The sequence below is a fragment of the Streptomyces sp. NPDC051976 genome (assembly GCF_040680795.1).
Lineage (GTDB): Bacteria > Actinomycetota > Actinomycetes > Streptomycetales > Streptomycetaceae > Actinacidiphila.
Map to the genome: position 1 here is coordinate 1 of NZ_JBFAXL010000078.1, position 21,627 is coordinate 21,627.

The 21,627-nt window shown below is 71.0% G+C and carries 15 protein-coding genes; 3 read left to right on the forward strand and 12 right to left on the reverse strand.

What is annotated here, in order from left to right; all coding sequences use genetic code 11:
- Positions 1-41 precede the first annotated feature (41 nt).
- Together AB0M29_RS40595 and cimA are read right to left on the reverse strand one after the other, a co-directional pair.
- Positions 42-560 carry a hypothetical protein gene (locus AB0M29_RS40595; protein WP_365391847.1) on the reverse strand — a complete coding sequence of 173 codons (519 nt, stop codon included), beginning with the start codon at positions 558-560 and terminating at the stop codon, positions 42-44.
- A 175-nt stretch (positions 561-735) separates the two neighbouring features.
- Entirely contained in the window at positions 736-2,346 is a 1,611-nt protein-coding gene (cimA, locus tag AB0M29_RS40600; RefSeq protein WP_365391848.1) for a citramalate synthase, read from the reverse strand.
- Positions 2,347-2,679: 333 nt separating this feature from the next.
- On the opposite strand from cimA, the gene AB0M29_RS40605 reads away from it, so the two are divergent.
- The gene (locus AB0M29_RS40605) at positions 2,680-3,114 is read left to right on the forward strand and encodes an acyl-CoA thioesterase (protein ID WP_365391849.1); all 435 of its coding nucleotides are present in this window, start codon (positions 2,680-2,682) and stop codon (positions 3,112-3,114) included.
- Between the two features lie 76 nt (positions 3,115-3,190).
- Here the strand turns inward: AB0M29_RS40605 and AB0M29_RS40610 are convergent, their stop codons facing one another.
- Together AB0M29_RS40610 and AB0M29_RS40615 are read right to left on the reverse strand one after the other, a co-directional pair.
- Positions 3,191-4,294, reverse strand: a complete 1,104-nt coding sequence (locus tag AB0M29_RS40610; RefSeq protein WP_365391850.1) for a branched-chain amino acid aminotransferase — start codon at positions 4,292-4,294, stop codon at positions 3,191-3,193.
- Positions 4,295-4,431: 137 nt separating this feature from the next.
- Complete coding sequence (locus AB0M29_RS40615) at positions 4,432-5,475, reverse strand: 3-isopropylmalate dehydrogenase (protein WP_365391851.1); 1,044 nt, start codon at positions 5,473-5,475, stop codon at positions 4,432-4,434.
- A 127-nt stretch (positions 5,476-5,602) separates the two neighbouring features.
- Between AB0M29_RS40615 and AB0M29_RS40620 the strand changes: the two genes are divergently transcribed.
- Complete coding sequence (locus AB0M29_RS40620) at positions 5,603-7,207, forward strand: metallophosphoesterase family protein (protein ID WP_365391852.1); 1,605 nt, start codon at positions 5,603-5,605, stop codon at positions 7,205-7,207.
- Between the two features lie 469 nt (positions 7,208-7,676).
- Here the strand turns inward: AB0M29_RS40620 and pruA are convergent, their stop codons facing one another.
- Both pruA and AB0M29_RS40630 read right to left on the reverse strand, forming a co-directional pair.
- Complete coding sequence (pruA, locus tag AB0M29_RS40625) at positions 7,677-9,308, reverse strand: L-glutamate gamma-semialdehyde dehydrogenase (RefSeq protein ID WP_365391853.1); 1,632 nt, start codon at positions 9,306-9,308, stop codon at positions 7,677-7,679.
- 68 nt (positions 9,309-9,376) lie between these two features.
- Positions 9,377-10,309, reverse strand: a complete 933-nt coding sequence (locus AB0M29_RS40630) for a proline dehydrogenase family protein (protein ID WP_365391854.1) — start codon at positions 10,307-10,309, stop codon at positions 9,377-9,379.
- A gap of 137 nt (positions 10,310-10,446) precedes the next feature.
- Here AB0M29_RS40630 and AB0M29_RS40635 point away from each other — a divergent pair, with 137 nt between their 5' ends.
- Positions 10,447-11,619, forward strand: a complete 1,173-nt coding sequence (locus AB0M29_RS40635) for a helix-turn-helix domain-containing protein (RefSeq protein ID WP_365391855.1) — start codon at positions 10,447-10,449, stop codon at positions 11,617-11,619.
- Positions 11,620-11,700: 81 nt separating this feature from the next.
- Here the strand turns inward: AB0M29_RS40635 and serA are convergent, their stop codons facing one another.
- From serA to AB0M29_RS40665, 6 genes are all read right to left on the reverse strand, one after another.
- Positions 11,701-13,293, reverse strand: coding sequence for a phosphoglycerate dehydrogenase (serA, locus tag AB0M29_RS40640; protein WP_365391856.1), 1,593 nt, complete (start codon positions 13,291-13,293; stop codon positions 11,701-11,703).
- A 223-nt stretch (positions 13,294-13,516) separates the two neighbouring features.
- Entirely contained in the window at positions 13,517-14,515 is a 999-nt protein-coding gene (gene ilvC / locus AB0M29_RS40645) for a ketol-acid reductoisomerase (protein ID WP_365391857.1), read from the reverse strand.
- Positions 14,516-14,638: 123 nt separating this feature from the next.
- Entirely contained in the window at positions 14,639-15,166 is a 528-nt protein-coding gene (ilvN, locus tag AB0M29_RS40650) for an acetolactate synthase small subunit (RefSeq protein WP_365391858.1), read from the reverse strand.
- Positions 15,167-15,201: 35 nt separating this feature from the next.
- Complete coding sequence (locus tag AB0M29_RS40655) at positions 15,202-17,076, reverse strand: acetolactate synthase large subunit (protein ID WP_365391859.1); 1,875 nt, start codon at positions 17,074-17,076, stop codon at positions 15,202-15,204.
- 196 nt (positions 17,077-17,272) lie between these two features.
- Positions 17,273-19,975 carry an EAL domain-containing protein gene (locus AB0M29_RS40660; RefSeq protein WP_365391874.1) on the reverse strand — a complete coding sequence of 901 codons (2,703 nt, stop codon included), beginning with the start codon at positions 19,973-19,975 and terminating at the stop codon, positions 17,273-17,275.
- A gap of 506 nt (positions 19,976-20,481) precedes the next feature.
- The gene (locus tag AB0M29_RS40665) at positions 20,482-21,435 is read right to left on the reverse strand and encodes a 2-hydroxyacid dehydrogenase (protein ID WP_365391860.1); all 954 of its coding nucleotides are present in this window, start codon (positions 21,433-21,435) and stop codon (positions 20,482-20,484) included.
- Positions 21,436-21,627: the final 192 nt, after the last annotated feature.

Here is a 21,627-nt window from a genome sequence, read left to right on the forward strand (position 1 = left end):
CCGGGCTCCCCGAAGAGCCCGGCGCGCCCCGCTGTCGGCTGTCAGCAGCCGCAGGAGTAGTACAGGGCGTCCCAGTGGGTGCCCTCGTCGGCGTAGATGTTGCCGGAGGCGGCCTGCCACTGCGGGTAGCCGTCACCGCGCAGGCCGATGTAGGTGAAGGCGTTGTGGACGTAGTTGTTCAGGCAGGTGTTCTTGCCGAAGTCGAGCTTGTAGCCGTTCCAGTGCGAGTACGTGCCGCTGGCGTGGCCGGTCTCGGTGCCACCGGTGATGTTGATGGCGCAGCCGCTGGCGTGCTTGAGCGTGACCGCGCCCTGGGCGGTGGCCTGGTTGAGCTGGTCGAAGGAGGTGCACGTGGAGTTGTTGCGGTTCGTGCAGCCACCCGAGGACGACCAGGTGATCCCGGCGGCGCGGAACATGCTCTCCGCCTGTGCCTGGGTGAGCTTGGTGACGGCGAAGGCGTCGGTGGCGGCGGTCAGGCCGACGACGGGGGCCAGGACCGCCGCCAGGACGAGCGCGAGCACGCTCATCAGGGAACGGGTACGCAGACGCAGACGACTCATGCGGTTTCCTCCTGCTGGTTCCGCTGGGGTGGGCGATGTGCAGGTGGCGCATGAGGAGTGTGCCCGAGGTCTACGCGCGTCCGCCAGACTCTGCGCGTGAACATGTCATTCGTTTCCCGTTGCTGACGGGAGACGAATGACATGTGCGCGAGCGGTGCGGCGGCCCGGACCTGCCCTACTCCTGGGGGACGAGTCCCGCGCGCAGCAGCCCGTAGGTGTACGCGTCGTCAAGTGCCTGCCAGGAGGCGGCGATCACGTTGTCGGCGACACCGACCGTGGACCACTCCGCGGCCCCGTCGGTGGTGGTGATCAGCACCCGGGTGGTGGAGTCGGTACCCGAACGGCCTTCCAGGATGCGGACCTTGTAGTCGACCAGCGCGTACGCGGCCAGCTCCGGGTAGATCCGGCCGAGCGCGGCCAGCAGCGCCCGGTCCAGGGCGTTGACCGGGCCGTTGCCCTCCGCGGTGGCGACGATCCGCTCGCCCTTGGCCCACATCTTCACCGTCGCCTCGTTGGCGTGGGTGCCGTCGGGGCGGTCCTCGGTGATGACCCGCCAGGACTCGGTGCGGAAGAAGCGGCGCGGCTTGCCGTCGGCGCTGCGCTGCAACTCGTCGCCCAGCAGCAGCGCGAAGGAGGCGTCGGCGGCTTCGTACGTGTAGCCCTTGAGCTCGCGCTCCTTGACCCGCTCCACCACCCGGCCGACCAGCTCGCGGTCGCCGCCGAGGTCGATGCCGAGTTCCTTGCCCTTGAGCTCGATCGAGGCGCGGCCGGCCATGTCGGAGACCAGCATCCGCATGGTGTTGCCGACCCGCTCGGGGTCGATGTGCTGGTAGAGGTCGGGGTCGACCTTGATCGCGGAGGCGTGCAGCCCGGCCTTGTGCGCGAAGGCGGAGACACCCACGTACGGCTGGTGGGTGGACGGCGGCAGGTTGACGACCTCGGCGATGGCGTGCGAGATGCGGGTCATCTCCACCAGCGCGCCCTCGGGCAGCACCCGGCGGCCGTGCTTGAGCTCCAGCGCGGCGACCACCGGGAAGAGGTTGGAGTTGCCGACCCGTTCGCCGTAGCCGTTGGCGGTGCACTGCACATGGGTGGCGCCCGCGTCGACCGCGGCCAGGGTGTTGGCGACCGCGCAGCCGGTGTCGTCCTGGGCGTGGATGCCCAGCCGCGCCCCGGTGTCGGCGAGCACCAGGCCGGTGACGGCCTGGACCTGCGCGGGGAGCATGCCGCCGTTGGTGTCGCAGAGCACCACCACCGAGGCGCCCGCCTCGTGCGCGGTCCTGACGACCTGGGTGGCGTAGGCGGCGTTGGCCTTGTAGCCGTCGAAGAAGTGCTCGCAGTCGACGAACACCCGGCGGCCCTGGGAGACCAGGTAGGAGACGGTGTCCCTGACCATCTCCAGGTTCTCCTCCAGCGTGGTGCGCAGCGCCAGTTCCACATGCCGGTCATGGGACTTGGCGACCAGCGTGATCACCGGGGCGCCGGATTCGAGCAGCGCCTTGACCTGCGGGTCCTCCGAGGCGTTGGCGTGCGCCCTGCGGGTGGCGCCGAAGGCCACCAGGGTGGCGTGCCGCAGTTCCAGCTCCTGCGCGGCGCGGGCGAAGAACTCGGTGTCGCGGGGGTTGGCGCCCGGCCAGCCGCCCTCGATGAAGCCCACCCCGAAGTCGTCCAGGTGCCGGGCGATCGTCAGCTTGTCGGCGACGGTGAGGTTGATCCCCTCACGCTGTGCGCCGTCGCGCAGCGTGGTGTCGAAGACATGGAAGCTGTCGTCCAGTTCGGCGGTCATGGCTGTCGTAACTCCTGTCGGGTGAGTGGGTTCCGTTCCGGACAATCGGAGATTTCCGGAGGATCCAGCTCCACTTGCCCCCATCATCCCTCGCGCCCCGCCCCCGGCGGTGGTGGGCCGGGAAACGAAAAAACCCCTCGCGGATGCGAGAGGTCTGCACGCGGGTCTGGGACACGGTGAGCGTTCCGTATCGGTTCGACGGAACGGTCACTGCGGACCGGCGTGCCTGCTGCCGATAATGATCGTGGCGTACGAGGACACGGTCGCAGTGTGGCACACATCGGCCCGGGGGCGGAAAGCGGTCTCAGGATGCGGGCTGGCAGACTGCCGCGTATGACCTCCGCACCCCTCGAACCCTTCAGCGTCTCGGTCACCGCCCGCGGCTACGAGACGGACTCCCAGGGCCATGTGAACACGGCCGTCTACATGCAGTACGCGGAGCACGCCCGCTGGTCGCTGTGCCAGGCGGCCGGCATAGAACAGGCCGATCTGCTCGCCGCGGGCGTCGGTCCGGTCAATCTGGAGACGACGATGCGCTTCCGCCGGGAGCTGCGGGCCGGGCAGGAGGTGCTGGTCGGCTGCGCCTTCGTCTGGGGCGAGGGCAAGACCTTCAAGGTGGTGCAGGAGCTGCGGCTGGCCGACGGGACGCTGGTCGCCGAGGTGGACAGCGTCGGCGGTCTGATGGACCTCAAGGAGCGCCGCCTGGTCCCCGACCCGCGCGAGTCCTTCCGCACCCTGGCCTCCGACGCCGCCCTGCTCGGGCTCTAGGGCGTCCTTCGAGCGACGGTCGTCGGCCCGGGTGCGGCATCGCACTCGGGCCGACGACCGGTAGAGCCGGTACGGGTCAGACGCCCAGCGGGTGCATCCAGCCGTGCCGGTCCGCGGCGTGACCGGTCTGGATGTCCAGCAGTGCGGCGCGCAGCCGCATGGTGACCTCGCCGGGCGCGCCGTCGGCGACGGTCCAGCTCGCCCGGGTGGACTTGACCGAGCCGACCGGGGTGATGACCGCGGCGGTTCCGCAGGCGAAGACCTCGGTGAGGGTGCCGTCCTCGTTGCCGCGCTTCCAGTCCTCGACGGAGATCCGGCCCTCGCCGACCTCGTAGCCCAGGTCCGCGGCGATGGACAGCAGCGAGTCACGGGTGATGCCGGGCAGCAGCGAGCCGGTCAGCTCGGGAGTGACGATCCTGCGCTTGCCGTCGCCGGCGTCGTAGACGAAGTACAGGTTCATGCCGCCCATCTCCTCGATCCAGCGGCGCTCGCTCGCGTCCAGCCAGACCACCTGGTCGCAGCCGTGCTCTATGGCCTGCGCCTGGGCGACGAGGGAGGCGGCGTAGTTGCCGCCGGTCTTGGCGGCGCCGGTGCCGCCGGGGGCCGCCCGGACGTACTCCTCGGACAGCCAGACGGAGACCGGCTTGACGCCACCGGCGAAGTAGGCGCCCGCCGGGGAGGCGATGACGACGAAGAGGTACTCGTTGGCGGGCCGCACGCCCAGGCCGACCTCGGTGGCGAACATGAACGGCCGCAGGTAGAGCGACGCCTCGCCCTCGGTGGGCACCCACGCCCTGTCCTGCTTGACCAGCGCGTCGCACGCCTCGATGAAGGTCTCCACCGGCAGCTCGGGCATCGCCAGCCGCCGCGCGGAGTTCTGGAACCGGCGGGCGTTCTCCTCGGGGCGGAAGGTCGCCACGCTGCCGTCGGGCTGGTGGTACGCCTTGAGGCCCTCGAAGATCGTCTGCGCGTAGTGCAGCGTCATGTTCGCGGGGTCGATGGAGAGCGGGGCGTACGGCACGAGCTGGGCGTCGTGCCAGCCGCGGCCCTCGGTCCACTTGATGGTCACCATGTGGTCGGTGAAGTGCCGCCCGAAGCCGGGTCCGGCCAGGATCGCGGACCGCTCCGCGTCGGAGAGCGGGTGCGACGAAGGCTTGAGCTCGATCGTGGGCGTCGTCATGTGTGTGTCCCTCACCGTGTCCAGGTGTCGTCCTTGATGCTAGGACGTCCAAGTTTCCCGCGGCACCGCGGCCCCGCCCTACGATTATCGCAGCGGCGGGGCCGGGGACCTACCTGTGGATTCCGGTCAGCCGGTACTCAGCCCGATACCCGGGCGGCCAGCGCGTCGCCGATCTCCACGGTGGAGCGGGCGGGCAGCGCGGCGCGCCCGGCGAGGTCGGCCTGGACGGCCGCGTCGATCCTGGCCGCCTCGTCCTGGTAGCCGAGGTGCCGGAGCAGCAGCGCTACCGAGAGCACGGTGGCGGTGGGGTCGGCCTTGGACTGGCCCGCGATGTCCGGCGCGGAGCCGTGCACCGGCTCGAACATCGACGGGAAGTCACCGCTGGGGTTGATGTTGCCGCTGGCCGCGACGCCGATACCGCCGGAGACCGCTGCCGCCAGGTCGGTGATGATGTCGCCGAAGAGGTTGTCGGTGACGATCACGTCGAACCGCTCGGGCTGCGTGACGAGGAAGATCGTCGCCGCGTCCACGTGCAGGTAGTCGGTGGTGACGTCGGGGAACTCCTGGCCGACCCGCTCGAAGATCCGGGTCCACAGGTGCCCGGCGTACACCAGCACGTTGTTCTTGTGCACCAGGGTGAGCTTCTTGCGCGGCCGGGCCTGGGCGCGGGCGTACGCGTCGCGCACCACGCGCTCGATGCCGAAGGCCGTGTTGAGGCTGACCTCGGTGGCGACCTCGTGCGGGGTGCCGGTCCTGATCGAGCCGCCGTTGCCGGTGTACGGGCCCTCGGTGCCCTCGCGGACCACGACGAAGTCGATGTCGGGGCTGCCCGCCAGCGGGGTGCCGACGCCCGGGAAGAGCTTGCTGGGGCGCAGGTTGACGTGGTGGTCAAAGGCGAAGCGGAGCTTGAGCAGGAACCCGCGCTCCAGGACACCGGACGGTACCGACGGGTCGCCGATGGCGCCCAGCAGAATGGCGTCGTGCGCCTTGAGCTGGTCGAGGTCCTCGTCGGTGAGGGTCTGGCCGGTCGCGTGGTACCGCTTGGCGCCGAAGTCGAACTCCCGGGTCTCCAGCTTGACGTCCTGGGGAAGGACGGCGGCGAGGACCTTGAGTCCCTCCGTCACGACTTCCTGGCCGATTCCGTCACCGGGGATCACTGCGAGGCTGAGGCTGCGAGACATGCCGAGCACCCTACTCCGCGTCCCATCCCATGACACGTCTGTCCGCATGTCGGACGACACGCGCCCGCCGTCGCTCGTTCACCCGCAGTACGGGAAATCGGCGGCGCGGAGTGCGAAATTGCGGCACATGGACACACCTCAGATGGGTATCCCCGCCGGTCTCGCCGAGCGGATGAGCATGGCGGAGCAGCACGAGTACCTCCGCACCAAGCTGACCCGCCGTCGGGTCATCGGCGGCGGTGTCGCCACCGCGGCGACCGTGGCCGCCTCCGGCCTGCTGAGCGGCACCGCCAGCGCCGCCGCTCCGGCGCGGACCTCGCCGACACTGCTCGGCAGGCCCGCCACCGGGCACCAGGTCGACGGCGCGCTGGTCGCGCCCTTCGGCCGCCATCTCGCGTTCGGCGCCGACCCGCGGACCCAGTTCCGGGTCTCCTGGCAGGTGCCGCTCGCGGTCACCCGGCCCTTCCTGCGGGTGGGCCTGCAGCCGTGGTCGCTGAGCCACAAGATCGAGGCGGAGGTCCGGCCGCTGCACACCCCGCAGCTGCTGAACAGCAAGCTGCCGCCGGTCGACCAGTTCTACCTGCACGTGGCGCTGGACGGCCTGCGCCCCGGCACCACGTACTACTACGGCGTCGGCCACGACGGCTTCGACCCGGCCGACTCCAGCGCCTTCGCCACCATCGGCAGCTTCACCACCGCGCCCAGGCGCCGCGAGTCCTTCACCTTCACCGCCTTCGGCGACCAGGGCGTCAGCTACCACGCGCTGGCCAACGACTCGCTGATCCTGGCCCAGAACCCGGCCTTCCACCTGCACGCGGGCGACATCTGCTACGCCGACCCGGACGGCGCCGGCCTGCCGGCGGACTCCGCGGACTACGACGCCCGCACCTGGGACTCGTTCCTGGCGCAGACGGAGTCCGTGGCCGCGCGGGTCCCGTGGATGGTCACCACCGGCAACCACGACATGGAGGCCTGGTACTCCCCCAACGGCTACGGCGCCCAGCAGGCCCGCTGGACGTTCCCCGACAACGGCCACGACCCGGTGAACCAGCCGGGCGCGTACTCCTTCGTCTACGGCAACACCGCAGTGATCGCGCTGGACGCCAACGACGTGTCGTACGAGATCCCCGCCAACTTCGGCATCACGGGCGGCGGTCAGACCGCGTGGCTGGACAAGACGCTGGGCGACTACCGCAAGCAGCGCGGCATCGACTTCCTGGTGGTCTTCTTCCACCACTGCGCCTACTCGACCACCAACTCGCACGCCTCCGACGGCGGTGTGCAGGAGCTGTGGGTGCCGATCTTCGAGAAGCACCAGGTGGACCTGGTCATCAACGGCCACAACCACGTCTACGAGCGCACCGACGCGATCCGCGGCGGCGCCGTCTCGAAGGCGGTCGCCATCGGCGGCACGGTCCGCCCGGAGACGGACGGCACGGTCTACATCACGGCGGGCGGCGCGGGCCGCAGCCTGTACAACTTCCCCGCCCCCGACACCTTCGAGGGCAACGAGCACCCGGTCGACACCGTCACCACCTGGCACTCCGCCAAGGGCGGCGGCAAGGTCACCGAGACCGTCCACTGGTCCCGGGTCCGCTACACCGGTTACTCGTTCATCTCCGTCGACGTCGAACCGGCCCACGAGGGGCGCGAGTCGACGCTGACGGTCTCCGCGCTCGCCGAAACGGGCGCGCGTGTCGACCACTTCACCGTGGCCCGCAGGGCGAAGTAGCGAAGTAGCGAGGTAACGGCGTGAAGCGCCGGGCGGGCCCGGGGGTTCCGGTCCTGCCCGGCGTCGGCCGGAGGGCGCCGCGGTGGGCGCTAGCGCGCCTCGTGGCCGGTGCTGCCGCCGTTGTCACGGCGGTCCATCGAGCGCTGGAGCGCTCGCAGGGCGTTCTGGCGTGCGGTCTCGTCCATGGTGATCAGCTCCAAGGGAAGCAGGAGATGGTGGTCGCCAGGGAACGGGGCGGGGAGCGTGCGCGGCGGGGATGACCCGCGACATTCGGCGCTTTTGCTCACATCCGCCGCTCGCGTGATGGTGCGAGACGTTCGGCTTCTTACAACGCTAGGTCACCGTGGCCGTCCTGTCGCCACAATTACTCGGACTTCCTACTATCTGAGACGGCGATCACCCGTAAGCACGCGGTGACCGCGTGCCCACGGGTGATCACGGTGCGGCCGCCGCCCGGCGGCCGCGGGGCTCAGCCCTGGTGCGGGTAGCGGTAGTCGGTCGGCGGCACCAGCGTCTCCTTGATGGAGCGGGTGGACGTCCAGCGCATCAGGTTCTGCGCGGCGCCCGCCTTGTCGTTGGTGCCCGACGCGCGGCCGCCGCCGAACGGCTGCTGGCCGACGACCGCGCCGGTCGACTTGTCGTTGATGTAGAAGTTGCCCGCGGCGAACCGCAGCTTCTCCATCACGTCGGCCACCGCGGCCCGGTCCTGGGCGATGACGGCGCCGGTCAGGCCGTAGGCGGAGACCGACTCCATCTGCGCGAGCATCGTCTCGAAGTCGGCGTCCTCGTAGACGTACACGCCGAGCACCGGACCGAAGTACTCCTCGCGGAAGATCTCGTTGGCCGGGTCGGTGGAGACCAGCACGGTCGGGCGGACGAACCAGCCGACCGAGTCGTCGTACGTGCCGCCCGCGACGACCTCGACGGTCGGGTCGGCCTTGGCGCGGTCGATGGCGGCCTTGTTCTTGGCGAAGGCGCGGGCGTCGATGACCGCGCCGAGGAAGTTGGACAGGTCGGTGACATCGCCCATGGTGATGCCGTCGACCTCGGCCGCGAACTCCTCCTTGAAGCCGCTCTCCCAGATCGAGCGCGGGACGTAGGCGCGGGAGGAGGCCGAGCACTTCTGGCCCTGGTACTCGAAGGAGCCGCGGGTCAGCGCCGTCTTGAGGATCGCCGGGTCGGCGGACGGGTGGGCGACGACGAAGTCCTTGCCGCCGGTCTCGCCGACGATCCGCGGGTACGACTTGTAGCGCTCGATGTTCTCGCCGACCGTGCGCCACAGGTACTGGAAGGTCTTCGTCGAGCCGGTGAAGTGGATACCGGCCAGATCCGGGTGGGTCAGCGCGACCTCGGAGACGGCGATGCCGTCGCCGGTCACCAGGTTGATGACGCCCTTGGGCAGCCCCGCCTCCTCCAGCAGCCGCATGAGCAGCACCGCGGAGTGGGTCTGGGTCGGCGACGGCTTCCAGATCACCACGTTGCCCATCAGGGCGGGGGCGGTGGGCAGGTTGCCCGCGATGGCCGTGAAGTTGAACGGCGTGATCGCGTAGACGAAGCCCTCCAGCGGCCGGTGGTCGAGGCGGTTCCACACGCCGGGGGCGTTGGCGACCGGCTGCTCGGCGAGGATCTGCCGGGCGTAGTGGACGTTGAAGCGCCAGAAGTCGACCAGCTCGCAGGGCGAGTCGATCTCGGCCTGCTGCGCGGTCTTGCCCTGGCCGAGCATGGTGGACGCGGCGATGGTCTCGCGCCACGGGCCGGCCAGCAGCTCCGCGGCGCGCAGGATGATCGCGGCGCGGTCGTCGAAGTCCATCGCGCGCCAGGCCGGGGCGGCGGCGAGCGCGGCGTCGACCGCGTCCTGCGCGTCCTGGGTGGTGGCGTTGGCGTAGGTGCCCAGCACCGCGCCGTGGTTGTGCGGCTGCACGACCTCGACGCGCTCGCCGCCGCCCATCCGCTGCTCGCCGCCGATGAACATCGGCAGGTCGACGGGGTTGCCCGCCAGTTCCTTGAGCTTCGCTTCGAGCCGGGCCCGCTCCGGGCTGCCGGGCGCGTACGAGTGCACCGGCTCGTTGACCGGCGCGGGGACCTGGGTCACAGCGTCCATGAAGCGTTTCTCCTTATGAGAGGTCTCGGGTCAGCGGTGGGGGTGGGGTGGGACGGGACCCGCGGCGGTCAGCGGCTGCCGGGGACGAAGGAGCGCAGGAAGAAGGCCAGGTTGGCCGGGCGCTCGGCGAGACGGCGCATGAAGTACCCGTACCAGTCTGCGCCGTACGGCACGTAGATGCGCATGCGCTCGCCCTCGTCCGCCAGCCGGCGCTGCTCACCGGTCCTGATGCCGTAGAGCATCTGGAACTCGTAGCTGCCCGCCGGGCGGTGGTTGCGCGCCGCGAGGTCCTGCGCGATGGCGATCATCCGCGGGTCGTGCGAGCCGACCATCGGGTAGCCGTCGCCGGCGAAGAGCGTGCGCAGCACCCGGACGTACGCCTTGTCGACGGCGCCCTTGTCCTGGAAGGCGACGCGCGCGGGCTCCTTGTAGGCGCCCTTCACCAGGCGCACCCGGGATCCCGAGGTGGCCAGCGCGCGGGCGTCGTCCTCGGTGCGGAAGAGGTACGACTGCAGGACCGCGCCGGTGCTGGGGTGCTCGGCGCGCAGCTCGGCCAGTATCGCCAGCGTCGAGTCGACGGTGGTGTGGTCCTCCATGTCGAGCGTGACGGTGGTGCCGATGGTGGAGGCCAGCTCCGCGACCTCGCGGACGTTGGCCAGCGCGATGTCGTGGCCGCCGTCGGGCAGCGACTGGCCGAAGGCCGACAGCTTCACCGAGACCTCGGCGCGGGTGCCGAGCTTGTCGTCGCGCAGTGTCTCCAGCAGCCGCAGGTACGCGTCCCTGGTGGCCCGGGCGGTGGCCCGGTCGGTGACGTCCTCACCGAGGTGGTCGAGGGTGACCTCCATACCGGAGGAGGTCAGCGAGCGGACCGTGTCCATCGCCGGGTGCAGCTCGTCACCGGCGATGAAACGGTTGACCACCGGACGGGTGACGGGGGCGGCGGCGACGACGCGGCGCATACGGTCGCTGCGCGAGGCGGCGAGCAACACGGGACCGAGCACGGGGCTCCTCCTGGGCGGGACGGAAGATTCTGCGGCGGACGGTCGCCGTCACCGTGAATCTAGGTTTCGCCTACCCCGTGGACCATCGACACCTGTCACGCATCCGGGTGCGGTCCCTCATACAGTTGTATGAGGTGATGGGGGACAATGGGGCGGTGGGCGTTGAGTACGGTGATCTCGGTGGGGTCCAGGACCTGGTCGACGAGGTGTCGGCGCTGCTGGGCGCGCCCGCCACGCTGGAGGACCGGGACTTCCGGCTGATCGCCTTCGGGGTGCACGACAGCGACGACGACGGGGCGATGGACCCGGTCAGGACCCGGTCGATCCTCACCCGGCAGTCCACCGCGGAGGTCCGCGCCTGGTTCGAGCGGTTCGGCATCGCCCGCGCGACCGCCCCGGTCCGTATCCCCGCCGCCCCTTCCACCGGGGTCGTCCGCGGCCGGCTGTGCCTGCCGGTGAGGCACGGCGGTGTGGTCTACGGCTATGTCTGGCTGCTCGACGAGGCCGACCACTCCCCCGCCCAGCTCGAGGCGGCCATGACGGTGGCCGCCAGGATCGGCGACCGGCTGGCCGCCGCGTCACTGGCCGGGGCCGAGACCGGCCGGACACTGCGCGCCCTGCTCACCGCCACCTCGGCCGCCGCGCGCGACACGGCCGAGGACGCGCTGCGCACCACGCTGGGCGCGGACGCGGACGAGCCGCACGCCCTGGTCTGCGTACGCCACCAGGCCGACGACCTGCCGGGGGTGCGGACGATCCCGGCCGCCGCGGCGATCTGCCGGGTGCCCGACCGGCCCCGCGAGTCGGTGGCCCTGCTGGTACGGCTGCGGTCGCCGCATCTGCTGGCCGCGGCGCGGACGGCGGCGGCGCGGCTGCTGGACGCGATGGCGGCGCCGGAGGGCGTGGTGGCCGGGGTCAGCGCGTCCCGCGAGACGCTGGGCGGGCTGCCCGCGGCCTGGCGGGAGGCGGCCGCCGCCGCGCGGGCCGCCCAGGCGCAGCCACTGCTCGGCCCGATCGCCAAGTGGTCGGGGCTGGGCCCGTACCGGCTGCTCACCGCGCTGCCGCCGGACATCGCGCCCGACCCGGCGGTGGCCCCGCTGCTCACCCCGGCGCACCGCGAACTCGCCCACACCGCCGAGGTCTTCCTCGACCACGCGGGCCAGGCGGGCCGTACCGCCACCGCGCTGGCCATCCACCGGCAGACCCTCTACTACCGCCTGTCGCGGATCGAACAGCTCACCGGGCTCGACCTGTCCGACGGCGAGTCCCGGCTGCTGCTCCACATGGCCCTCAAGGCCGCCCGGCTGTAGCCAACGACCGCGCCGCCCGCCCCGGGAAGGGGCGGGCGGCGCGGTGGTGCCGTGCTGCTGCAGTGCTGTGGGTCCTGGCGGTCAGTCGGTGAGGTTGACCGCGCGGGCCGAGGTGGCGCCGATCTCGGCGGCGATGTCGCTCAGCACACCGGCCGGGATCGAGGAGTCGACGGTCAGCGCGACCAGCGCGTCGCCGCCCGCCGCCGCACGGGCGACCTGCATCCCCGCGATGTTGACGCCGACCTCGCCGAGGATGCGGCCGATGGTGCCGACGACGCCGGGGCGGTCGGTGTAGCGCAGGAACGCCATGTGGTCGGCGAGGACCAGGTCGACGTCCACGTCACCGACGGCGACGATCTTCTGCACGTTCTTCGGGCCCGCCAAGGTGCCGGAGACCGAGACCTCGGTGCCGCCCGCGAGGGTGCCGCGCACCGTCACCACGTTGCGGTGGTTCGGGGACTCCGAGCTGGTGGTGAGGCGGACCTCGACACCGCGCTCCTGCGCGAACAGCGGGGCGTTGACGTAGGAGACCGTCTCGGCCACGACGTCCTCGAACACACCCTTGAGGGCGCTGAGTTCGAGCACCTTCACGTCGTGCTGGGTGATCTCGCCGCAGACCTCGACGTCGAGCCGGGCCGCGACCTCGCCCGCCAGCGCGGTGAAGATCCGGCCGAGCTTCTCCGCCAGCGGCAGCCCCGGCTTGACGTCCTCGGCGATGACGCCGCCCTGGACGTTGACCGCGTCCGGCACCAGCTCACCGGCGAGCGCGAGCCGCACCGAGCGGGCGACGGCGATGCCCGCCTTCTCCTGCGCCTCGTCGGTGGAGGCGCCCAGGTGCGGGGTGGCCACCACGTTGTCGAACTGGAAGAGCGGCGAGTCGGTGCAGGGCTCCTTGGAGTACACGTCCAAGCCCGCGCCGGCGACCCGGCCCTCCTTGAGCGCCGAGGCCAGCGCCTCCTCGTCGACGATCCCGCCGCGCGCGGCGTTGACGATCCGCACCGACGGCTTGACCTTGTGCAGCGCCTCGTCGCCGATCAGACCGAGGGTCTCGGGCGTCTTGGGCAGGTGCACGGTGATGAAGTCGGCGACCTCGAGCAGCTCGTCGAGGGTGAGCAGCTTGACGCCCATCTGGGCGGCGCGCGCGGGCTGCACATAGGGGTCGTACGCGACGACCTTCATCCCGAAGGCGGACATCCGCTGGGCGACCAGCACGCCGATCCGGCCGAGGCCGACGACGCCGAGGGTCTTCTCGCTCAGCTCGACGCCGGTGTACTTGTTCCGCTTCCACTCGCCGTTCTTCAGGGCGGAGTTCGCCGGCGCGATGTTGCGCGCGGTGGCGATGAGCAGACCGCAGGCCAGCTCGGCGGCGGTGACGATGTTGGAGGTCGGGGCGTTGACGACCATCACGCCGGCCTTGGTGGCGGCGGACACGTCGACATTGTCGAGGCCGACGCCCGCACGGGCGACGACCCGGAGTTTCGCCGCGGCGGCGATGGCCTCCGCGTCGACCTTGGTGGCGCTGCGGATCAGGATGGCGTCGGCATCCGTGATCGCGGACAGCAGCTCGGTTCGGTCCGCACCGTTGCAGTGCCGGATCTCGAAGTCCGGCCCGAGCGCGTCCACCGTGGCGGGCGACAGCTCTTCGGCAATGAGTACGACAGGCTTCTGGCTCACGTGGTCCTCACTTGTCCTTCGTGGGCGGCCGGTCCCGCGGTCGCTCCAGGGAGGGAGGGGATTGGCATGCCGCGTGGAAGACGCACGACGCTGTGAGCCTGACGCGCTTGTTAAGGCAGTGTATCGGCGGCCTGAAAGATGGGCTTCTCCACGATGGACGATCACCCGATCGGGGTTGTACGGCGCGGACAAGGGTCCGCGCCGTACTCACCGCCCGAGGCGGTTACGCCTCGTCGTCCACCCAGCTCATGAGCTTGCGGAGCTTGCGCCCCGTGGTCTCCAGCAGGTGGTTCTCGTCGGCCTTCTTGTACTCGTTGTACTTCGGCAGGCCCGCGTTGTACTCGGCGATCCAATTGTTGGCGAAGGTGCCGTCCTGGATCTCGCCGAGGACCTTCTTCATCTCGGCCTTGGTCTGGTCGGTGATGATCCGCGGGCCGGTGACGTAGTCGCCCCACTCGGCGGTCTCGGAGACCGACCAGCGCATCTTCTCCAGGCCGCCCTCGTACATCAGGTCCACGATGAGCTTCAGCTCGTGCATGCACTCGAAGTACGCGATCTCCGGCTGGTAGCCCGCCTCGACCAGGGTCTCGAAACCGGCCTTGACCAGGGCGGCGGTGCCGCCGCAGAGGACCGCCTGCTCGCCGAAGAGGTCGGTCTCGGTCTCCTCGGTGAAGGTGGTCTTGATGACGCCGGCGCGGGTGCCGCCGATGCCCTTGGCGTACGACAGCGCGAGCTGGAAGCCGGCGCCGGTGGCGTCCTGCTCGACGGCCGCGATACACGGCACGCCGCGGCCCTCCTCGTACTGGCGGCGGACCAGGTGGCCCGGGCCCTTGGGGGCGACCATGCAGACGTCGACACCGGCCGGCGGCTTGATGAAGCCGTAGCGGATGTTGAGGCCGTGGCCGAAGAAGATCGCGTCGCCGTCCTTGAGGTTGTCCTTGATGGACTCCTCGTAGACACGGGCCTGGATCGGGTCCGGCACCAGGATCATGATGACGTCGGCCTCGGCGGCGGCCTCGGCCACCGTCACCACCCGCAGGCCCTGCTCCTCGGCCACGGTCCTGGACTTGGAGCCCTCGTGCAGTCCGACGCGCACGTCGACGCCCGAGTCACGCAGCGACAGCGCGTGGGCGTGGCCCTGGCTGCCGTATCCGATGACCGCGACCTTGCGGCCCTGGATGATGGACAGGTCGGCGTCGTCGTCGTAGAACAGCTCGGCCACTTCGGGTCTCTCCTTGGATCGCGGGTTGTACGGCCCACCGTACGACGGGCGGGCGGAAAGGGGTTTCGGGGTCTCGCCATGCGGATCGCCGCGGTTGACCGGCGATCGGGACCGCCGTCCGGACTAGGCCGAACGGTCGAGCGCGCGCAGGCTGCGGTCGGTGATGGAGCGGGCGCCGCGGCCGATCGCGATGGTGCCGGACTGCACGAGTTCCTTGATGCCGAAGGGCTCCAGCATCTTCAGCATCGCCTCCAGCTTGTCGGCGCCGCCGGTGGCCTCGATGGTGACGGCCTCCGGGGAGACGTCGACCGTCTTGGCGCGGAAGAGCTGCACGATCTCGACGATCTGCGAGCGGGACTCGTTGTCCGCCCGCACCTTCACCAGAACGAGTTCGCGCTGGACGGCGGCGACCGGGTCGAGCTCGACGATCTTCAGCACGTTGACCAGCTTGTTGAGCTGCTTCGTCACCTGTTCGAGAGGCAGCTCGTCGATGACATTGACGACGATCGTGATGCGGGAGATCTCGGGGTGCTCGGTGGTGCCCACCGCGAGGGAGTCGATGTTGAACCCGCGCCGGGAGAACAGTGCGGTGATCCGGGCGAGGACACCGGGCTTGTTCTCCACCAGGACGGAGAGCGTGTGCTTGGACATGTGTCGCGTTCCTTTTCTCTCTCAGCCGTTCCTGGTCAGTCGTCCACGTCGTCGCTGAAGTCCGGGCGGACGTCGCGGGCGGCCATGATCTCGTCGTTGGAGGTGCCGGCGGCGACCATCGGCCAGACCATGGCGTCCTCGTGGACGATGAAGTCGACGACGACGGGGCGGTCGTTGATGGCGTTGGCCTCGGCGATGACCTTGTCGAGGTCGGCGGGCGACTCGCAGCGCAGGCCGACGCAGCCCATCGCCTCGGACAGCTTGACGAAGTCCGGCACCCGGGTGCCGCGGTTCTCGATCGAGCCGACGCCGCGGGTGGAGCCGGGAACGCCCTCGGCGCCGCCGTGCAGCACGGTGTTGGAGAACCGCTCGCCGTAGAAGAGGTTCTGCCACTGGCGGACCATGCCCAGGGCGCCGTTGTTGATGATGGCGACCTTGATCGGGATGTTGTTCAGCGCGCAGGTGACCAGTTCCTGGTTGGTCATCTGGAAGCAGCCGTCGCCGTCGATCGCCCAGACGGTCGCGTCCGGCATGCCCGCCTTGGCGCCCATCGCGGCCGGGACGGCGTAGCCCATGGTGCCGGCGCCGCCGGAGTTGAACCAGGTGCCGGGCTTCTCGTACTTGATGAACTGCGCGGCCCACATCTGGTGCTGGCCGACGCCCGCGGCGAAGAGGGTGCCCTCGGGGGCGAGCTGGCCGACCCGCTCGATGACCTGCTGCGGCGACAGGCTGCCGTCGGCGGGCAGGTCGTAGCCGAGCGGGTAGGTGTTGCGCCAGAAGTTGAGCTGGTCCCACCAGCTGGAGTAGTCGCCCTTGTGGCCGGCCTCGTGGTCGGCCTGGACGGCGACGATCAGATCGGCGAGCACCTCGCGGGCGTCACCGACGATCGGCACGTCGGCGACGCGGTTCTTGGAGATCTCGGCCGGGTCGATGTCGGCGTGCACGACCTTGGCGTACGGCGCGAAGGTGTCCAGGCGGCCGGTGACGCGGTCGTCGAAGCGGGCGCCGAGCGCCACGATCAGGTCGGCGCGCTGCAGTGCGGTGACCGCGGCGACGTCGCCGTGCATGCCGGGCATGCCGACGTGCTGCGGGTGGCTGTCGGGGAACGAGCCGAGCGCCATCAAGGTGGTGGTGACCGGCGCGCCGGTCAGCTCGGCGAGGATGCGCAGCTCGGCGGTGGCCCGGGCCTTCATGACGCCGCCGCCGACGTAGAGCACCGGGCGCTTGGCCTCGTTGATCAGCCGGGCGGCCTCGCGGATCTGCTTGGCGTGCGGCTTGGTCACCGGGCGGTAGCCGGGCAGGTCCTGGTGCGGCGGCCAGGAGAAGGTCGTCTCGTTCTGCATCGCGTCCTTCGCGATGTCGACGAGGACCGGGCCCGGGCGGCCGGTGGAGGCGATGTGGAACGCCTCGGCGATGGTGCGCGGGATGTCGGCCGCGTCGGTGACCAGGAAGTTGTGCTTGGTGATCGGCATGGTGATGCCGCAGATGTCCGCCTCCTGGAAGGCGTCGGTGCCGATCGCCTTGGAGGCGACCTGGCCTGTGATCGCCACCAGCGGCACCGAGTCCATGTGGGCGTCGGCGATCGGCGTCACCAGGTTGGTCGCGCCGGGACCCGAGGTCGCCATGCACACCCCGACCTTGCCGGTGGCCTGCGCGTAGCCGGTGGCCGCGTGGCCGGCCCCCTGCTCGTGCCTGACCAGGACGTGCCGGACCTTCGAGGAGTCCATCAGCGGGTCGTACGCCGGCAGGATGGCACCACCCGGAATGCCGAATACCGTGTCGGCGCCGACCGCCTCGAGGGAGCGGATGAGGGCCTGCGCGCCCGTCATGCGTTCGGCGGTGGTGGCGGCGGGGGCCGCGTTGCGGGTCCGCGGCTGCGGGTGGTGGGACCCGTTGGCCTGCTCGGTCATCTGCGTTCTCTTCTCTCGAAGATGAGGGTTTTGTCTGGGTGCCAGGCAACAAAAAACCCCTCGTGCCGTGAGGCAAGCGAGGGGAGCGCGCCGGTGCGTGTGCGAGGCTTTACTGCCTCGGTCAGCCGACGCGCTTTCCAAGTACGAGAATTCGGGTGCGCATGGCTTTGACCTTCCTCCCGGGGGGGTACGGGTGTCAAGCGGGTGGGACGCGCGTCTCATTATTTGAGCCACGCGAGGGCAGTGGAAGGCCGTTCGACGAGACCTGCTCACGGGGCGTTTCCTGGGGTACGGGATAGCCGCCGCGGGTGAGCGACCCGCGCAGCCGCTGCTCGTCCAGCGGCCCGGAGAAGGCCATCCCCTGGCCGTGCGTACAGCCCATGTCGCGCAGCACGAGCACCTGCTCCGGGCGGTCCACGCCCTCCGCGACACTGCGGATGCCCAGGTCGGCGGCGATCCGCAGCAGACCCCTGGTGATCTTGTGCAGCCGGGCGGACTCCACCACGCCCTCCACGAACGAGCGGTCGAGCTTGACGAGGTCGACGGGGAGCCTGCGCAGCGCGGTGAGGGCCGCGTAGCCGCCGCCGAAACCGCCCAGCGAGATGCTGACGCCCACCCGGCGCAGCGCGGTGAGCCGCCGCTCCAGCTCGTCCAGGGCGATGCGCGGGTCGCCGCCGGCCAGCTCCAGCACCAGGCAGCCGGGCGGCAGCTCATGGCGGGTGAGCATGGACTCGATGCCGGTGACGGGCAGGTCGCGGTGGAGCAGGCGGCGGGCGGAGAGCCGGACGGCGACCGGGACGCGGTGGCCGGCGCCGTACCGCAGCGCGGCCTGCCCGACGGCCTCCTCCAGCAGCCACCGCCCCAGCTCTAACGAGCGGTCGGTGTCCTCGGCGGCGCGCAGGAACTCGGCGGGGGTGAAGAGGATGCCCTGCGCGGAGCGCCAGCGGGCCTGCGCCTCGACCGCGGTGATCACCCCGCTGTCCAGCTCGACCACGGGCTGGTGCAGCAGGGTGAACTCGCCGTCGTGCACGGCCCTGCGCAGCCGGGCGGCCAGCTCGGTGCGGCGCACCACGTCCGCCTGCATCTGCGGGGCGTACATCTCCACCCGGCCCTTGCCCGCCTGCTTGGCCCGGTACATCGCCAGGTCGGCGTTGCGCATCAGCTCGCTGGGGGTCACCCCCGGCTCGGCGAAGGCGATGCCGATGCTCGCGGCGACCCGCACCTCGCCGCTCTCCACCCGGTACGGCTCGGACAGCGCGGCCCGCAGCCGGTCGGCGATGTCGTGGACGCGGTCCTCGCGCTGCCCGCGGTCCGCGCCCGCGCCGCAGATCAGGGCGGCGAACTCGTCGCCGCCGAGCCGGGCGGCGGTGTCACCGGAGCGCAGCGAGTCGCGCAGCCTGCGGGCGGCCTGGACGAGGAGTTCGTCGCCCGCCTGGTGGCCGACGGTGTCGTTGACGGCCTTGAAGCCGTCGAGGTCCACGTAGAGCAGCGCGGCGTGGCCGTCGTCGCCCGCGCGGCGGCCGCGCAGCGCCTTGCCGACGCGCTCGGTGAACAGCGCGCGGTTGGGCAGGTCGGTCAGCGGGTCGTGCGAGGCGTTGTGCTGCAGCTGGGCCTGGAGGCGGACCCGCTCGGTGACGTCGCGGCTGTTGAAGATCAGGCCGCCCTGGTAGCGGTTGACGCTGGACTCGACATTGAGCCAGCAGTCCTGGGCGGTGCGGGCGTGGCCGGAGCGGATCCGGCACTCGATCCGGGTGACGGGCTCGTCGCCGGGCGGGGCGGCCAGGAAGCGGCGGACCTCGTGCACCACCCGCCCCAGGTCGTCGGGGTGGATGTGCGCGGCCAGCTCGGTGCCGACCAGCTCCTCGGGGTCGCGGCCGTAGACGCCCTGCGCGGCCGGGCTGACGTAGCGCAGCACCCCGGTCGGCGCGGCGATCATGATGACGTCGCTCGACCCCTGCACCAGGGATCTGAAGTGGTTCTCCTTCTGGGCCAGTTCCTGGGTGAGCGAGATGTTGTCCAGCAGCATGATGCCCTGGCGCAGCACGAGTGCGAGGACGACGGTGCAGCCGGTGAAGAGCACCACCCGGTCGCACTTCTCGCCGTTGATCACGTTGTAGAGGATGCCGAGGGTGCAGACCGCCGCCGCCAGGTACGGGGTGAGGGCGGTGAGCGATCCGGTGACCTTGCGGGTGGGGCTCGGGGTGCGGCGCGGCGGCTGCTCCCGGGTGCCGACCCAGGGGGCGTACGCCATCAGCATGCTGCCGGCGAACCAGCCGGCGTCGAGGATCTGGCCGGAGCGGTAGTGCTCGCGCAGGATCGGCGAGGTGAACAGAGCGTCGCACAGCACGGTCAGCGCGAGTGCGGCGATGGCGGTGTTGACGGCGGCGCGGTTGGCGGCCGAGCGCCGGAAGTGCAGCGCGAGCACCATGCTGACCAGCACGATGTCCAGCAGCGGATAGGCCAGCGAGAGCGCGGTGCGCGCGGTGCTCGGCCCGTCGGTCTCGGCGGCGCGGGCCAGCGCCAGACTCCACGAAAGAGTGAGCAGCGAGCCGCCGATCAGCGAGGCGTCCAGCACCAGGCAGACCCAGCCCGCTCTGGTGACCGGACGCTTGGCCAGCACCAGCAGGCCCACGATGGCGGGCGGCGCGAACATCAGGAAGCAGAAGTCGGCGGCGGAGGTCTGCGGCACCGGGCGGCGGAGCACCACTTCGTACCAGCCCCAGATGCCGTTGCCGAGCGCGACCATCGCCGACGACATCGCGAACAGCAGCCAGGCCGGGCGCTGCCCGCTGGTGACGGTACGGGCGTAGACCAGCGAGGAGACGGTGGCGGTGGCCGCGGCGGCGGAGAGCCCGAAGTCCCCCATGACCAGGGCCACTTCGGGTGAGCCCCAGCCCATGGCGGCGCCGGTGGTGTAGCCGCCGCAGAGCACGGCGACCAGCAACTGGGGCAGCAGTCCGGTCCTGCCGCCGCTCTCCGGCGGCCTGGCGAGCACCGCCTCGGTGGAACTCACCGTGCGGCGCGGTGTCGTCGGCGCGGCCCGAACGGCCGCGCGGTGGTACAGCGTCCGGTGCTCCGGTGCGCGCTGGTGCGGAATGCGGCGTGGGCCCGCGTGGCGGAGGCTCTCCGCTGGCCGTGCGACTGGCCGTGCATCGCCCGTCGCCCCCCTTCACTTGCTCGTCGTTCACATCGCCCCGGCCGTGACGTCCGGCCGCAGCGTGTCCCCCGGTCGGGACGATACACCAGATCCGTCACTCAGGGACATAGTTCCTCTACTCAGCGTGACCACAGGGAAGTTGCCGGACGCCCGGCGCAGTCACCCGGTGCCAACCGCGTCCGGCGGAGCCTCCACCCTTCTTCCACTGGTGCCCTGACCGCCCGGCGGTTACGCGCGGCAAGCCGCCGTCAACTGGTGGCGACGACGTTGTCCAGCGGCTCACCAGCGGCGAACCGGACGAGCTGCGAGCGGATCAGCCGCCGGGCGCGCGGCATGAACGCCGAGGTGCTGCCGCCGACATGGGGGCTGACGAGTACGCCCGGCGCGTGCCACAGCGGGTGGCCCGGGGGCAGCGGCTCGGGGTCGGTGACATCGAGTGCCGCGGTCAGCCGTCCCTTCTCGGTCTCGACGAGCAGCGCCTCGGTGTCGACGACGGGCCCGCGGGCGACGTTCACCAGCAGCGCACCGTCCTTCATCCGGGCCAGGAACCCGGCGTCCGCCAGGCCGCGGGTCTGTGCGGTCAGCGGCGTGGTGAGCACCACCACATCGGCCCGCGGCAGGAGTTCGGGCAGGTCGGAGAGGGCGTGCACCGGTCCGCGGGGCGAGGTCCTGGCGCCGCGTGCCACCCGCAGCACCTCGCACTCGAACGGCACGAGCCGGTCCTCGACGGCCTCGCCGATCGACCCGTAGCCGACCACCAGCACCGTACGGTCGGCCAGCGCGGGGTAGAAACCGCTGTGCCACTCCTCGGCGTCCTGCCCGCGCACGAAGCGCGGGATACCGCGCAGAGAGGCGAGGATCAGCGCGAGAGTGAGTTCTGCGGTGCTCGCCTCGTGCACCCCGCGCGCGTTGCACAGGCGTACGCCGGGCGGGAGTTGGTGCAGATGCGGCGCGATGTGGTCCACACCGGCGCTCAGGGTCTGCACCACGCGCACCCCGGTCATCCGCGGCAGCGGGAGCGCGCCGGCGGTCGGGCCCTTCATGTAGGGGACGACATAGAACACGGCGTCGGCCGGATCGGCGGGGAAGTCACCGGTGCCGTCCCAGTAGACATAGCTGAAGGCGTCCGGCAGGCCCTCGATGTCCTGCGGCGGCACGGAGATCCATACCTGCGGGCGGCGGGCCAGGCTGTTGTCGGTCATGGTCAGGAGGCTAGGGCCTGTCCGGCGGATCATGGGCGGTCCAAGCGGTGTCCGGGGGCACCCCCGAACGAAGTCTGGGGGAGCGTGCGAGCGCAAGGCTCCCCCAGCTACCGCTGGGAGGTGCCCCCAGATGCCCTCATAGCGGAGCTATTTGGGCATTTCGGCAACGCGGCGGGCGTGCGTGCCAGGCGC

Excerpts from the sequence above, each read along its gene's own strand:
- AB0M29_RS40595 (WP_365391847.1), bottom strand. The coding sequence starts at position 560 with ATGAGTCGTCTGCGTCTGCGTACCCGTTCCCTGATGAGCGTGCTCGCG.
- cimA (WP_365391848.1), bottom strand. The coding sequence starts at position 2,346 with ATGACCGCCGAACTGGACGACAGCTTCCATGTCTTCGACACCACGCTG.
- AB0M29_RS40605 (WP_365391849.1), top strand. The coding sequence starts at position 2,680 with ATGACCTCCGCACCCCTCGAACCCTTCAGCGTCTCGGTCACCGCCCGC.
- AB0M29_RS40610 (WP_365391850.1), bottom strand. The coding sequence starts at position 4,294 with ATGACGACGCCCACGATCGAGCTCAAGCCTTCGTCGCACCCGCTCTCC.
- AB0M29_RS40615 (WP_365391851.1), bottom strand. The coding sequence starts at position 5,475 with ATGTCTCGCAGCCTCAGCCTCGCAGTGATCCCCGGTGACGGAATCGGC.
- AB0M29_RS40620 (WP_365391852.1), top strand. The coding sequence starts at position 5,603 with ATGGACACACCTCAGATGGGTATCCCCGCCGGTCTCGCCGAGCGGATG.
- pruA (WP_365391853.1), bottom strand. The coding sequence starts at position 9,308 with ATGGACGCTGTGACCCAGGTCCCCGCGCCGGTCAACGAGCCGGTGCAC.
- AB0M29_RS40635 (WP_365391855.1), top strand. The coding sequence starts at position 10,447 with ATGGGGGACAATGGGGCGGTGGGCGTTGAGTACGGTGATCTCGGTGGG.
- ilvN (WP_365391858.1), bottom strand. The coding sequence starts at position 15,166 with ATGTCCAAGCACACGCTCTCCGTCCTGGTGGAGAACAAGCCCGGTGTC.
- AB0M29_RS40655 (WP_365391859.1), bottom strand. The coding sequence starts at position 17,076 with ATGACCGAGCAGGCCAACGGGTCCCACCACCCGCAGCCGCGGACCCGC.
- AB0M29_RS40660 (WP_365391874.1), bottom strand. The coding sequence starts at position 19,975 with ATGGGCTGGGGCTCACCCGAAGTGGCCCTGGTCATGGGGGACTTCGGG.
- AB0M29_RS40665 (WP_365391860.1), bottom strand. The coding sequence starts at position 21,435 with ATGACCGACAACAGCCTGGCCCGCCGCCCGCAGGTATGGATCTCCGTG.